Origin of the sequence: Leifsonia shinshuensis, from assembly GCF_031456835.1 — a bacterium.
Classification (GTDB): Bacteria; Actinomycetota; Actinomycetes; order Actinomycetales; family Microbacteriaceae; genus Leifsonia; species Leifsonia shinshuensis_C.
This window is the reverse complement of the sequence record NZ_JAVDVK010000001.1, coordinates 584,432-598,147: the sequence shown is the minus strand read 5'-3', so window position 1 is coordinate 598,147 and position 13,716 is coordinate 584,432. Positions and strand designations below refer to the sequence as shown.

9 protein-coding genes are annotated in these 13,716 nt (G+C 71.2%); 4 read left to right on the top strand and 5 right to left on the bottom strand.

What is annotated here, in order from left to right:
- Positions 1-188: 188 nt before the first annotated feature.
- The 4 genes from ligA to J2W45_RS02950 all read right to left on the bottom strand — a co-directional run bounded on the left by ligA (position 189) and on the right by J2W45_RS02950 (position 5,666).
- Complete coding sequence (gene ligA, locus J2W45_RS02965; protein WP_310128895.1) at positions 189-2,447, bottom strand: NAD-dependent DNA ligase LigA; 2,259 nt, start codon at positions 2,445-2,447, stop codon at positions 189-191.
- 37 nt (positions 2,448-2,484) lie between these two features.
- Positions 2,485-3,126 carry a YrhK family protein gene (locus J2W45_RS02960; RefSeq protein ID WP_310128893.1) on the bottom strand — a complete coding sequence of 214 codons (642 nt, stop codon included), beginning with the start codon at positions 3,124-3,126 and terminating at the stop codon, positions 2,485-2,487.
- An 80-nt stretch (positions 3,127-3,206) separates the two neighbouring features.
- Positions 3,207-4,307 carry a tRNA 2-thiouridine(34) synthase MnmA gene (gene mnmA / locus J2W45_RS02955; RefSeq protein WP_310128891.1) on the bottom strand — a complete coding sequence of 367 codons (1,101 nt, stop codon included), beginning with the start codon at positions 4,305-4,307 and terminating at the stop codon, positions 3,207-3,209.
- 183 nt (positions 4,308-4,490) lie between these two features.
- Positions 4,491-5,666 (bottom strand): cysteine desulfurase family protein, encoded by a 1,176-nt coding sequence (locus tag J2W45_RS02950; protein ID WP_310128890.1) that lies wholly within the window; start codon positions 5,664-5,666, stop codon positions 4,491-4,493.
- A 48-nt stretch (positions 5,667-5,714) separates the two neighbouring features.
- On the opposite strand from J2W45_RS02950, the gene glgX reads away from it, so the two are divergent.
- From glgX to J2W45_RS02935, 3 genes are read left to right on the top strand one after another with little or no spacing between them, the layout of a single operon-like run.
- The gene (gene glgX / locus J2W45_RS02945; RefSeq protein ID WP_310128888.1) at positions 5,715-7,814 is read left to right on the top strand and encodes a glycogen debranching protein GlgX; all 2,100 of its coding nucleotides are present in this window, start codon (positions 5,715-5,717) and stop codon (positions 7,812-7,814) included.
- Positions 7,814-8,302 carry a Cys-tRNA(Pro) deacylase gene (gene ybaK / locus J2W45_RS02940; protein ID WP_310128886.1) on the top strand — a complete coding sequence of 163 codons (489 nt, stop codon included), beginning with the start codon at positions 7,814-7,816 and terminating at the stop codon, positions 8,300-8,302. The genes glgX and ybaK overlap by 1 nt, the downstream gene beginning before the upstream one ends.
- A complete protein-coding gene (locus J2W45_RS02935) occupies positions 8,299-8,793 on the top strand; it encodes a GNAT family N-acetyltransferase (RefSeq protein ID WP_310128884.1) in 495 nt (164 codons plus the stop codon). Before ybaK ends, J2W45_RS02935 begins: the two co-directional genes overlap by 4 nt.
- A gap of 103 nt (positions 8,794-8,896) precedes the next feature.
- On the opposite strand, the gene glgP is transcribed toward J2W45_RS02935, so the two are convergent.
- Entirely contained in the window at positions 8,897-11,470 is a 2,574-nt protein-coding gene (gene glgP / locus J2W45_RS02930) for an alpha-glucan family phosphorylase (protein ID WP_310128882.1), read from the bottom strand.
- Positions 11,471-11,723: 253 nt separating this feature from the next.
- On the opposite strand from glgP, the gene J2W45_RS02925 reads away from it, so the two are divergent.
- Positions 11,724-13,694 carry an alpha-1,4-glucan--maltose-1-phosphate maltosyltransferase gene (locus tag J2W45_RS02925; RefSeq protein WP_396427108.1) on the top strand — a complete coding sequence of 657 codons (1,971 nt, stop codon included), beginning with the start codon at positions 11,724-11,726 and terminating at the stop codon, positions 13,692-13,694.
- The last annotated feature ends 22 nt before the right edge of the window (positions 13,695-13,716 follow it).

Sequence of the window (13,716 nt, the reverse complement as noted above, 5' to 3'; positions counted from 1 at the left end):
GCCGACCAGCACTCCGTCCGGGTCCCTCCGAGAGCGAGCGAGCTAAGCCCTATGCATGTGCGGCGCGTGCGCCCGGGGGAGCGCACGTCTTGACTCTACCCATGAATGGGTGGCGGACGGCGGGCCGTTCTACCCCCGATTCAGGGGGAGAATTCGAATCCTGTCCACAGGATGACGGACCGAGAGACTCATGCGTCGAGCGCTGCGGGCCCCTGCTCGACCAGGATGCGGAACTGAGCCGCATCGATCACCCGCACGCCGAGCTCCTCCGCCTTGGCCAGCTTGGAGCCCGCGCCCGGTCCGGCGGCGACGAAGTCCGTCTTCTTGGACACGCTGGATGCCGCCTTGCCGCCGGCCGCGATGATCGCCTCCTGGGCACCCTCGCGCGTGTAGCCGTCGAGCGAGCCGGTCGCCACGACGGTCAGGCCGGCGAGCACTCCCCCGGCCTCGTCGGCATGACCCGGTCCCGGGTGGCCGGGCGTCGCGAACTGCACGCCGTCCGCCGCCCATCTCTCCACGATCTCGCGGTGCCAGTCCACCTCGAACCAGGCCAGCACGGCGTCCGCGATGATGCCGCCGACACCATCCACCGCGGCCAGCTCATCGCGGGACGCGGACCGGATCGCGTCGAGCGACCCGAAGTGGTTGGCGAGGGCACGCGCCGCCACCGGCCCCACGTGCCGGATGTTCAGCGCGACCAGGATGCGCCACAGCGGCTTCTCCCGCGCCGTCGAGAGATTGCTCAACAGCTCGACGGCGCTCTTCGAGGGGACGTACAGCTCGTTCCCGGCGAAGACGTCGCCGTCCGGCTCGAACGGCCCGTCCTTCTTCTGCCGCCGACGGCGGAACGGGGTGTCTACCTTCTCCTCCCCCGAGTCGGTCAGTTTCGGCAGGCCCGTCTCCGAATCCCGCACCACGACCTCGATCGGGAACAGGTCGGCCAGGGTCAGCCCGAACAGCCCCGCCTCGGTCGGGAGCGGCGGCGTCTCCGGGAACCGCGGCTGCGTCAGCGCGGCGGCCGCGACCTCGCCGAGGGCCTCGATGTCGAGGGCGCCGCGGGAGCCGATGTGCTCGACGCGCCCGCGCACCTGCGCCGGGCAGAACTCGGCGTTCGGGCAGCGCAGGTCGATGTCGCCCTCTTTCGCCGGCGCGAGCTTGGTGCCGCACTCGGGGCAGTTCTCGGGCATGACGAACTCGCGCTCGGTTCCGTCGCGGAGCTCGACCACCGGGCCCAGCACCTCCGGGATCACGTCACCGGCCTTGCGCAGCACGACGGTGTCGCCGATCAGCACGCCCTTGGCCTTCACGACCTCCTGGTTGTGCAGGGTGGCCTGGCGAACCTCCGAGCCCGCGACCCGCACCTTCTCCATCACCGCGAACGGCGTCGCGCGGCCGGTGCGGCCCACGCTGACGACGATGTCGAGAAGCTTTGTGTTCACCTGCTCCGGCGGGTACTTGTAGGCGATGGCCCAGCGGGGTGCACGGCTGGTGGCGCCGAGCTCGTCGTGCAGCGCCAGCTCGTCCACCTTGATGACGATGCCGTCGATCTCGTGCTCGACCGCCCCGCGGTGCGCGCCGTAGTACTCGATGAACTCGTCGACCTTCTTGACGTCATCGACGACCCGGTAGTGCGTGGAGGTCGGAAGCCCCCAGCCCTTCAGCAGCTCGTAGATCTTCGACTGCGCGTCGACCGGCGGGTTCTGCCATGCCCCGATTCCGTGCACCAGCATGTGCAGGCGGCGCAGCCGGTTGCGCATCAGCTCGAGCTGCGCCGGGTTCTTGCCCTCGGCCTTCTGCCGGAGCGAACCGCTGGCAGCGTTGCGCGCGTTCGCGAACACGCGCTCGCCCGCCTCCTGCTGGTGCGCGTTCAGCTCCTCGAACTCCGCGACCGGGAAGAACACCTCGCCGCGGACCTCGACGAGCGCGGGCGGCTCGTCGGTGGCCAGCCGGTTCGGGATGGCGGGGATCCACCGGATGTTCTCCGTCACGTCCTCCCCCACGACCCCGTCGCCCCGGGTCGCGGCCGAGACCAGCACGCCGTTCTCGTAGCGGAGGTTGATGGCGAGGCCGTCGATCTTCAGCTCGCAGAGGTAGTCGACGCGACGGCCGGCGTCGCGCTCCACGCGCGCCGCCCACGCTTCGAACTCCTCCAGCGAGAAGACGTTGTCGAGGCTCAGCATCCGCTCGGCGTGCTCCACCGGTGCGAACAGCGTCGTCTGCGCCCGGCCGCCGACGGTCTGGGTGGGGCTGTCCTGCGACTGCACTTCGGGATGCAGCCGCTCCAGCTCTTCGAGGCGCCGCATCATGCGGTCGTACTCCTCGTCGCTGACGAGCACCGTGTCGCGCTCGTAGTACGCGTCGCGCAACTCCAGGATGCGCGTCGTCAGCTGCTGCGCCTCGGCCCGCGCGTCGGCGGACTGGTCGTCGGTCGTCGTCTCGATCGCCACATCCTCAAGCTTATTCGGGACCCCCGACGCCGGGAGGTCAGGCCGTCCGCACCCGCACCGGGATCGACCGCCGGCTGAGCACCGCCGCCACGAGGAAGCAGGCGGCGCCGAGGAACGTGCCCAGGTTCGCCCAGAGCAGGCTCACCGGGTCCCCGCTGTCCGGGATCGTGTACGCGCCGACGGCGGACAGCGCGAAGAGCACCGACCCGAACAGGTTGAGCCAGGTGCCGTGCCAGGTGCGCGCCCGTGGATCCCAGAGCCGCTCCCGGTCGACGGTCGCCGCGACGGCGAGGCCGCTGGCGATGAGGAAGCAGATGGACCCGAACGCGTCCGGCCGCCAGCCGTCGCCGACCCGCGCGGAACTGTTCGCCGCGACGATCAGCGCCTCGGTCGTGCTGACGTTGAAGAACAGGGTCCCGAGGAACTGCACGGCGGCCGCCCACCAGTCGTACCGGTCCGGCCTGCTGCCGCCGGTGCGGGGCGGTCGCCGGCCGCTCAGGGCGAGCTGGATGAACGCAGCGGCCGTGAAGAAGAGCGCACCGACGAAGAAGGTGAGATCGGTCGCGACCGCGCCGACGGCGAGCTGGTAGGCCGGGACGGCGCCGACGAGGAAGAACAGCGAGCCGATGGCGAAGCCCCACGCCTCGCGCCTCAGTCGGATCGCCTTCTCAACCGGCATGCTCGGAGCCTAGAGGCCGGAGCGGCTCGTGGGCAGGCAGGAGTTCGCGCGCAGTGCGCGGTGCAGCGGTCGCCGGGAGGTCAGACCGGGACGGCGGAGACCGTGCGGTCGATCGTGGTCTGGCCGAGCACGCGGGTGCCGACGTAGACGACCGCCGTCTGACCGGGCGCGACCCCGTTCAGCGGCACATCCGGCCGAACGACCAGCTCGCCGTCGCGCACCTGCGCCACCGCGGGCACCGGATCCGCGTGAGCGCGGACCTGCACCTCGCACGCGAACGGAGTCTCCGGCTGCGCGGGAGGAAGGCCGGCCCAGGTGAAACGCGAACCGGCGATCTCGGCGATGTCGAGCGCCTCCCGCGGACCCACCACGACCTCGTTCTCCTTCGGCCGCACCTCGAGTACGAACCGGGGACGACCGTCCGGCGACGGGTATCCCACGTTCAGCCCCTTGCGCTGACCGACCGTGTAGGCGTGCGCGCCCTCGTGGGTGCCGAGGCGGTTGCCCTCGCGGTCCACGATGTCGCCGGTCGCCGTGCCGACCCGCTCGGCCAGCCAGCCGCGGGTGTCGCCGTCCGGGATGAAGCAGATGTCGTGCGAGTCGGGCTTGTTCGCGACACTCAGGCCGCGCGCGGCCGCCTCGGCGCGCACCTCTGCCTTGGACGGCGTCGCGCCCAGCGGGAACATCGCGTGGGCCAGCTGCTCGGAGGTCAGCACGCCCAGAACGTACGACTGGTCCTTCGCCCAGGCGCTGGCCCGGTGCAGCTCGCGATTGCCGTCGGCGTCCGTGACGATCGCCGCGTAGTGGCCGGTGCAGACGGCGTCGAAACCGAGGTCGAGCGCCTTCTCGAGCAGCGCCGCGAACTTGATGCGCTCGTTGCAGCGCATGCACGGGTTGGGGGTGCGCCCGGCGGAGTACTCGGCGATGAAGTCGTCGACGACGTCGAGCTTGAAGCGCTCGGAGAAGTCCCACACGTAGTACGGGATGCCGATGATGTTCGCCGCGCGCTGCGCATCCATCGAGTCCTCGATCGTGCAGCAGCCGCGGCTGCCGGTGCGCAGCGTCCCCGGCATGCGCGAGAGCGCCAGGTGCACGCCGACGACGTCGTGCCCCGCCTCGACGGCGCGCGCCGCCGCCACCGCGGAGTCCACTCCCCCGCTCATCGCCGCCAGAACCTTCACCCCGCGATTCTACCCGGCGCTCGCGGCACGCTCCGCGGCCCCTACATTCGTGCCGAATGCAGGCTCAGCGCGCGCGGAAGGCGACATTCGTGCCGAATGTCCGCCCACCGTCTCCCACGACATTCGTGCCGAATGCAGACTCAGGACGCGCCGAAGGCGACATTCGTGCCGAATGTGCGGGCGCTAGCGCCCCAGGCGCGGCGCGCGCTCGGCGAGGCCGGCGCGCGACGCTTGCTCGTAGGCGGCGGGGAGCGCCGCGAGCAGCGCATCCACGTCGGCCTCGGTGGAGGTCCGGCCCAGCGTGAACCGCAGTGCCCCGCGCGCCTCGTCCTCGCCGCGGCCCATCGCGAGCAGCACGTGCGACGGCTCCGGGATGCCCGCCTGGCAGGCCGACCCCGTGGAGACCGAAACACCCGCCATGTCGAGCAGGAACAGCAGCGAATCGCCCTGCGCGCCCGGGAACACGAAGTGCGCGTTCCCCGCCACACGTTCCGGCCCCGGCTCCGGCCCGGACAGCACCGCTTCCGGCACCGCTGCGCGCACGCCGCGGATCAGCCGGTCGCGCAACGCGGACACCCGCGCGGTCTCGACGGACAGCTCCGCGGCCGCCGCCTGCGCCGCGACGGCGAACGCCACCGCGGCCGCCACGTCCTGCGTCCCGCTGCGCACCTGGCGCTGCTGCCCGCCGCCGTGGATGAGCGGAACCACGGTGGATGTACGGCTCAGCACGAGCGCGCCGATACCGACCGGTCCGCCGATCTTGTGGGCCGAGACGCTCAGCGCATCCACCCCCATGCCCGCGAAGTCGATCGGCAGGTGCCCGTAGGCGGCGACCGCGTCGACGTGCACCGGGACGCCCGCATCCCGCGCCACCGCGGCGAGCGCCTCGACGGGCTGAACCGTCCCGACCTCGTTGTTGACCGAGAGGAACGTCAGCAGCGCCGCGTCCGCCGGCACGTGACCCGGCACGACGATGCGCCCGTCCGCGTCGAGCGTCAGCCAGGACGCCTGCGCCCCTTCCGCGCGCTCCAGCCACTCCACCGTGTCCACTGTGGCGTGGTGCTCGCCGCCCGGGACGAGGATGCGCGGGCGCGACACGCCGTCGTTGCGCGCCCAGAACATCCCCTTGACCGCGAGGTTGATCGCCTCGGTGCCGCCCGAGGTGAAGACGACCTCGATCGGGTCGGCCCCGAGCGTCTCCGCGACCCGCTCGCGCGCCTCCTCGAGCATCCGCCGCGCCTGCTGCCCCTGGCTGTGGATGCTGGAGGGGTTGCCGACGACGCCCATGGCCTCGGTGTAGGCGGCGATCGCCTCCGGGCGCATCGGCGTGGTGGCGGCGTGGTCCAGGTAGACCGGCACGGTGTCCTCCGAAGCTGAGTCCGAGCGTGTGTCACTACTCTAGATCGCATGACCTCGACCGATCCCCTGCGCAACCTGGGCGTCCGTGTCGGGCCGCACGGGGGTGAGCTCCGGGTCTTCTCCGCCAGTGCCGATGCGATGGAGCTGTGCCTCTTCGACGCGGCCGACCCGAACTGGATGGTCAAGGCGGTCCCGATGACCCGGGATGCGAACGGCGTGTGGGTGGGCCGCTCGCGGTCGCTGACGGTCGGCACCCGCTACGCCTTGCGTGTGTCGGGCCCGAACGCGCCCGCGAACTCGTTCGACCCGGAGGCTCTGCTCATCGACCCGTACGCGCGCGGTCTCGTGCGTGTCGGCTCGGACGGCTGGCGCTCGGTCGTCGTCGCCGACGGCTTCGACTGGGGCGAGGCGCGCAAGCCCGGCACGGAGCTCGACCGGACCGTGATCTACGAGGCGCACGTCAAGGGCATCAGCAAGCTGAACCCCGACATCCCGGAGGAGCTGCGCGGCAGTTATGCCGGGCTGGCCCACGAGTCCACGATTCGCTACCTCAAGGAGCTGGGCGTCACCGCCGTCGAGCTGCTCCCGGTGCACGCGTTCGTGTCCGAGCAGCGTCTCATCCAGGAGGGGCTCACCAACTACTGGGGCTACAACACCCTCAACTTCTTCACCCCGCACATCCCCTACGCCTCGCGCGCCGCGCAGGCCGCCGGGCCCGAGGCGGTGCTCGCCGAGTTCAAGGGCATGGTGAAGCTGCTGCACCTCGCGGGGATCGAGGTGATCCTCGACGTCGTCTACAACCACACGGCCGAGGAGGGCATGGAGGGTCCGCGCACCAGCTTCCGCGGCATCGACAACGCGACCTACTACCGGCACGACGACACCGGGGCGTACATCGACGTGACCGGATGCGGCAACACCGTCGACTTCGGGAACCCGGTCCCCCAGCGGCTCGTGCTCGACTCGCTGCGCTACTGGGCGAACGAGATGCAGATCGACGGGTTCCGGTTCGACCTCGCCGCGACGCTGGGCCGCGGGACCGACGCCTCGTTCCACCGCGACCATCCCCTGCTCGTCGCCGCGCAGTCGGACCCGGCGCTGCAGGGCGTCAAGCTGATCGCCGAGCCGTGGGATGTGGGGCTCGGCGGCTGGCAGACCGGCAACTTCCCGGGCCCGACCGGCGACCACGCCGGATGGTCCGAATGGAACGACCGCTACCGCGACCGCGTCCGCAACTTCTGGCTGGCCGACATCGCCGAGGCGCGCCGCAACGGGCAGGCGCCGGTCGGCATCGGCGGATTCGCGACCCGGCTCGCCGGGTCGTCGAACACGTTCTCGCCGGACCGCGGCCCGCTCGCCTCCGTCAACTTCGTGACCGCGCACGACGGCTTCACGATGGCCGACCTCACCGCCTACGACGTCAAGCACAACCTCGGCAACGGGGAAGGCAACCGGGACGGCACCGACAACAACCGGTCCTTCAACCACGGGGTGGAGGGTCCGACGCACGACGAGGGCATCCTGCTGGCGCGCGCCAAGGCCATCCGGAACCTGATGGGGACCCTGCTGCTCTCGGCCGGTGTGCCGATGATCACCGCAGGCGACGAGTACGGGCGCAGCCAGCGCGGCAACAACAACGCCTACTGCCAGGACAGCGAGCTGACCTGGCTGAGCTGGCTGCGCACGCGGGAGCAGCGGGAGTTGCACGAGACCACGAAGCGGCTGCTGCAGCTGCGACGCGAGAACCCGGCCCTGCGCCCCGTCCGCTACGCGGTCTCCGGCCAGACCACGCCGAACGCCAGCCACATGGACTGGTACGACGCCACCGGTCAGCGGATGGACGACGAGGACTGGAACTCGCCCGAGAACCGCACCCTGCAGTACCTCGCGGCGTCGACCCCGGTCACCGAGGAGTTCAACCGCATCCTGCTCATCGTGCACGGCGTGGAGGACGACGTGGAGGTGTCGCTGCCCCTGGCGCCCGGCGTCACCTCGTATCAGCTGCTGTGGGATTCGGCCACCGAGGTCCCGATCACGGAGGAGCCGACCGAGTTCGCCCCCGGCACCACACGGCTGGTCGGCGGCACGTCGATGCAGCTCTACCGGGCGAACGGCCCGCGGGTGGAGGAGCCGGAGGCGACGGTCTGATGGCGCGGCCGAAAGCGGCGGCGGGAACCCCGGCGACGGTCGCGCTGACCGCGGCGGGCATCCCGTTCACCGCGCATCCGTACGAGCACGACCCGGCGGCGCCGTCATTCGGCCTGGAGGCCGCCGAGGCGCTGGGCGTCGAGCCGGACCGGGTCTTCAAGACGCTGCTCGCCGACACGGACCTCGGGCTCGTGGTCGGCGTCGTGCCGGTCACCGGGATGCTCGACCTCAAGGCGCTCGCGGCATCCGTCGGCGCGAAGCGTGCGTCCATGGCGGACCCGGCCGTCGCGGAGCGCCGCACCGGCTACGTCGTCGGCGGCATCAGCCCGATCGGCCAGAAGACCCGGCACGTCACCGTGGTGGACGAGACGGCTCAGCTCTTCGACACCGTCTTCGTCTCGGGCGGAAAGCGGGGCTTCGACATCGAGCTCGCACCCGCCGACCTCCTCGCCGCGACGGGCGCCGCGTACGCGCCCATCGCCAAGTGACCGCCCCGGCCGCGGTGACCGTGCGGCGCGCGACGGTCGCCGACGCGCACGCGATCGCCGTCGTCCACATCGGCGCCTGGCGTGAGGCCTACGCCGGTCACATGCCCGCCGAGTTCCTGGCCCGGATGGACGTGGAGCAGAGTGCCCGGAACTGGACGGCCATCCTGCAGCGCGGCGACACGGACGCCTTCGTGGCCGAACGCGACGGCGAGGTGATCGGCTGGGCGACCGCCGGCTCCGGCCGCGACGACGACCCGCCGCGCCCCCGCGAACTCGAGGGCATCTACATCCTGGCGAAGGCCTACGGCACGGGAGCCGGTCAGCAGCTGCTCGACGCCGCCATCGGCGACGCGCCCGCCTACCTCTGGGTGCTCGACGGCAACCCCCGCGCCGAGGCCTTCTACCGCCGCAACGGCTTCACCCGGGACGGCGCGACGTCCTCCCACCCCGCCGGCTCCGCCACCCTCCCCACCGTCCGCCTGACCCGCTGACCCCGCACCCCGACGCGCCTCCGTCGAGTACACGAAAAGTGCACGCGACACGCCGGTTCAGCGTGCACTTTTCGTGTACTCGACGGAGGGGCGGGGGCGGGGGTCAGGAGGCGGCGGCGACGAGGCCGAGTTCGGCGGGAGTGAGCAGGAGGTCGTTGACCGGGACCACGCGGACCGTGTAGCCGAACGAACCGGCCCAGCCGAGACGGACCGTGCCGACGAACTCGTGCGGCACGGACGCGTCGTGGGTGCCCGGCACGCTGTCATCGACGGTGAGGGCCTGGCGGTGCACGTCGACCAGCTCGTCGCCGTCCTGGCTGCGGCCGTAGACGACCTGCACCTCGACGTCGCCGGGCTCCAGCCCGTTGAGGTTGACGAGGGCGCGGACGTGCAGCTCGTCTCCCACCTGCGGCACCGCATCCACCCCGCCCGCGTCGACGTGGGCGACGGCGACTCCCGGCCACGCCGCCTCCACGCGCTGCTTCCAGTCGGCCAGCGACCGGGCGTCGGCGAAGTCGTTCTCGGTGAGCCGGTTCTCGTAGCCGGCCGCGGGCAGGTAGAGCCGCTCGACGTACTCGCGCACCATCCGCTCGGCGGACAGCGGCGACGACAGGGTCGACAGCGTGTGACGGATGCGCGACACCCAGGCGGTCGGCACACCGTCGCCGTCGCGGTCGTAGAACCGCGGCGCGATCTGGTGCTCGATCAGGTCGTACATCGCCTCGGCCTCGAGCGCGTCGCGCTCCGCGCCGTCGCCGGCCGCGTCGGCGGACGGGATCGCCCAGCCGTTCTCGCCGTCGTAGAACTCGTTCCACCAGCCGTCGAGAATCGACAGGTTGAGCGCCCCGTTGAGCGCCGCCTTCATGCCCGACGTGCCGCAGGCTTCGAGCGGCCGCAGCGGGTTGTTCAGCCAGACGTCCGTGCCCGGGTAGAGCAGCTGCGCCATGCCGATGTCGTAGTCCGGGAGGAACACCATCCGCTCGCGGATGTCGGCCTCCGAGGCGAACTGCACCAGCTTCTGGATGAGGCGCTTGCCCTCGTCGTCGGCGGGATGCGACTTGCCCGCGATCACGAACTGCACGGGACGCGCGGGGTTGGTGAGGATCCTCCGCAGCCGCTCCGGGTCGTGCAGCATCAGCGTGAGCCGCTTGTAGGTGGGCACGCGCCGCGCGAAGCCGATGGTGAGGACGTTCGGGTCGAGCAGGTCGCTCATCCACGCCGGCGCGATCCCGCCCGGGTTCTGCTCCTCCCAGGCCGCGGCGAGCCGGCGCCGCGCATCCTGCACCAGCTGCTCGCGCATCCGGTTGCGGACGCCCCACAGGTCGATGTCGGTCACCGCCGACGAGTTCGCCCAGTCGGCGTGCGTGGTGTCCTCGGTGCCGAGCCGCTCGAGCGCGAGCGCGCGCAGCATCGGGTCGGTCCAGGTGGGCGCGTGGACGCCGTTGGTGACGGAGTCGATCGGCACCTCCTGCGGGTCGAATCCCGGGTACAGCCCGTTGAACATGTGCCGGGAGACGTCGCCGTGGAGCTTCGACACGCCGTTCGCGTGCTGGCCCAGCCGCAGTCCCATCACCGCCATGTTGAAGACGTCCGGCGACCCGCCCGGGTAGTCCTCCGCGCCGAGCGGGAGCACCTGGTCGGGCGTCACGCCCGGCAGCAGCGAGGTCGAGAAGTACCGCTGGACCAGCGACCGGTCGAACCGGTCGATGCCCGCGGGCACCGGCGTGTGCGTCGTGAACACCGTTCCCGCCCGCACCACCTGCAGCGCCTGGTCGAAGGTCAGGCCCTCGCCGATCAGGTCGGAGATGCGCTCGAGGCCCAGGAACCCGGCGTGCCCCTCGTTGGTGTGGAACACCTCCGCCTCCGGGGCGCCGGTGAGGTCGGTCCACGCCTTGACCGCGCGGACGCCGCCGATGCCGAGCAGCAGCTCCTGGAGGAGGCGGTGCTCGCCGCCGCCGCCGTACAGCCGGTCGGTGACCGAGCGCAGACGCTCCTCGTTGTCCGGGATGTCGGTGTCGAGCAGGAGCAGCTTGACGCGGCCGACCGCGGCCTGCCAGATGCGGGCATGCAGCACGCCGTCCGGGAGCGCGAGCGAGACCTGCACGGGCGTGCCGTCCGGGTTCCGGAGGACGCTCAGCGGCAGCCCGTCCGGGTCGAGGACCGGGTAGCTCTCCAGCTGCCAGCCGTCGGGCGTGATCGCCTGCGAGAAGTAGCCGGAGCGGTAGAACAGACCGGCGGCGACCAGCGGGACGCCGAGGTCGCTCGCCGCCTTGAGGTGGTCGCCGGCGAGGATGCCGAGACCGCCGGAGTACTGCGGCAGGGTCGCCGCGATGCCGAACTCGGGCGAGAAGTAGGCGATGGTCTGCGGCGCGCCGTCGCCGAGCGACTGGTACCAGCGCGGCTCGCTGAGGTACGAGTGCAGGTCGTCGCGGATGTGGTTCGCCCACTCGACGTATCCGGGATCCGCGGCGAGCTCGGCGAGCCGCGACGGCTCGACGGCGCCCAGGAGCGCGATCGGATCGTGCTTGACCTGCTGCCACAGTTCGGGCGAGATGCGGGCGAACAGCTCCTTGGTGGGCTCATGCCAGGACCAGCGGAGGTTGCCGGCGATCTCCTCCAATGCGGAGAGGTTTTCAGGGAGGACGGCTCGGACGGTAAATCGACGGATGGCCTTCACTCGGTCCACTGTAAACGAGCCTCATGACGCGCGGGTTAATGAGTGTACGTTCGGGAGCGTGGTGAAGAACGCAGCGACCAGGTCAGCAGCCGCCGCGCCCGAGGCGGCCACGGCGACATCCCCCCAGGCCGTGACGCCTGCGGCGGGCACGAAGTCACGGGGCAAGCAGGCGACCCCGCCGGCACCGGTGGCCCAGCCGCCTGCCGCCGCGGCGCCCAGCGAGAGCGAGCCGTACGAGCCCCTGCTCCCCCGCATCCCGATCCTGGAGCTCTCGCCCCAGGTCGACGAGGGGCTGTGGGCGGCGACGGCGTTCAGCGGGGAGGTGATCCCGTTCCGTGCGACCGCCTTCCGCGAGGGGCACGACAAGATCGGCGTGGACCTCCTGCTGCTCGACCCCTCCGGCCGGCAGACCGAGCACCACATGCGTCCGCTCACCCCCGGCACGGACCGCTGGGAGGTGGAGGTCCAGCTCGAGCAGACGGGGCTCTGGCGCTACCGCGTGCAGGCGTACGCCGACGAGTACGCCACCTGGCGGCACAACGCCGAGGTCAAGGTGCCCGCCGGGATCGACGTCGACCTGATGCTGCGGATGGGTCACGACCTGCTCGCGACCGCCTCCAAGGACAAGCGCCGCAGCACCGCAGAGCGGCGTCACCTCTCCGAGGCCGCCAAGGTCGTCGCGGACGAGAAGCGGACGGTCGACGAGCGGTTCCAGGCGTCGGTGGATGCGCGCATCCAGCAGGTGCTCACCGAGCGTCCCGTGGTCAGCCTGCCGTCGCTGTCGCCCACCCGGGCCATCCAGGTCGAGCGCACCCGCGCCGGTGTGGGCAGCTGGTACGAGTTCTTCCCGCGCTCCGAGGGCGCCAAGAAGCTGCCCGACGGGTCGTGGCAGTCCGGCACGTTCCGCACCGCGGCCAAGCGCCTCCCGGAGATCGCGGCGATGGGCTTCGACGTCGTCTACCTGCCCCCGATCCACCCGATCGGCCGCACCTTCCGCAAGGGTCCGAACAACACGCTCGACGCCGGCGAGAACGACCCCGGCTCGCCGTGGGCCATCGGCAGCGCCGAGGGCGGCCACGACGCCATCCACCCGGACCTCGGCACGGAGAAGGACTTCACGTTCTTCCTCGGCAAGGCGAAGCAGGCCGGTCTCGAGGTGGCCCTCGACCTCGCTCTGCAGGCGTCGCCCGACCACCCGTGGGTGACGACGCACCCGGAGTGGTTCACCACCCTCCCGGACGGCACGATCGCCTACGCGGAGAATCCGCCGAAGAAGTACCAGGACATCTACCCGATCAACTTCGACAACGACTACGAGGGGCTGCGCCAGGAGGTGCTGCGCATCGTGCGGCACTGGATGTCGCTCGGCGTCCGCATCTTCCGCGTCGACAACCCGCACACCAAGCCGCTGCACTTCTGGGAGTGGCTGATCCACACGGTCAACGCGACCGACCCGGATGTGGTCTTCCTCGCCGAGGCGTTCACGCGGCCGGCGCTCCTCCGCACCCTGGCGAAGGCCGGGTTCCAGCAGTCGTACACGTACTTCACGTGGCGGAACACCAAGGAGGAGCTGGAGGAGTTCCTCGACTCCCTCGCGCACGAGACCGCCGACTACCTGCGGCCGAACCTGTTCGTGAACACCCCGGACATCCTCACCGAGTACCTGCAGTTCGGCGGCCAGCCGGCCTTCAAGATCCGGGCGGCCATCGCGGCGACAGCGGCGCCCACCTGGGGCGTCTACTCGGGCTACGAGCTCTTCGAGAACGTCGCACGTCCGGGAGCCGAGGAATACATCGACAACGAGAAGTACGAGTACCGCCCGCGCGACTACGCCCGCGCCCAGTCGCAGGGCCGCTCGCTGGCCGGGTACCTGACCATGCTGAACAGCGCGCGCAGCGAGCACCCGGCCCTCCGGCAGCTGCGGAACCTCAGCATCCACTGGAGCGACGACGACAGCATCCTCGTGTACTCGAAATACCTCGACGGCCGCTTCACCCGGAGCGGCAAGGCGGATGCGGTGATCGTCGTGGCCAACGTCGACCCGCACTCGGTGCGGGAGACGATCGTCCACCTCGACCCGACCGCCTTCGGCATCCCCGTCGGCGCGCAGTTCGAGGTGAAGGACCGGGTGACGGGGCAGCGCTGGACGTGGGGCACGGACAACTACGTCCGGCTCGACGCCTTCACGGAGCCCGTCCACATCCTGTCCGTCCGCCCGCTCTGACCGCCCGAACGAGACTCACTGC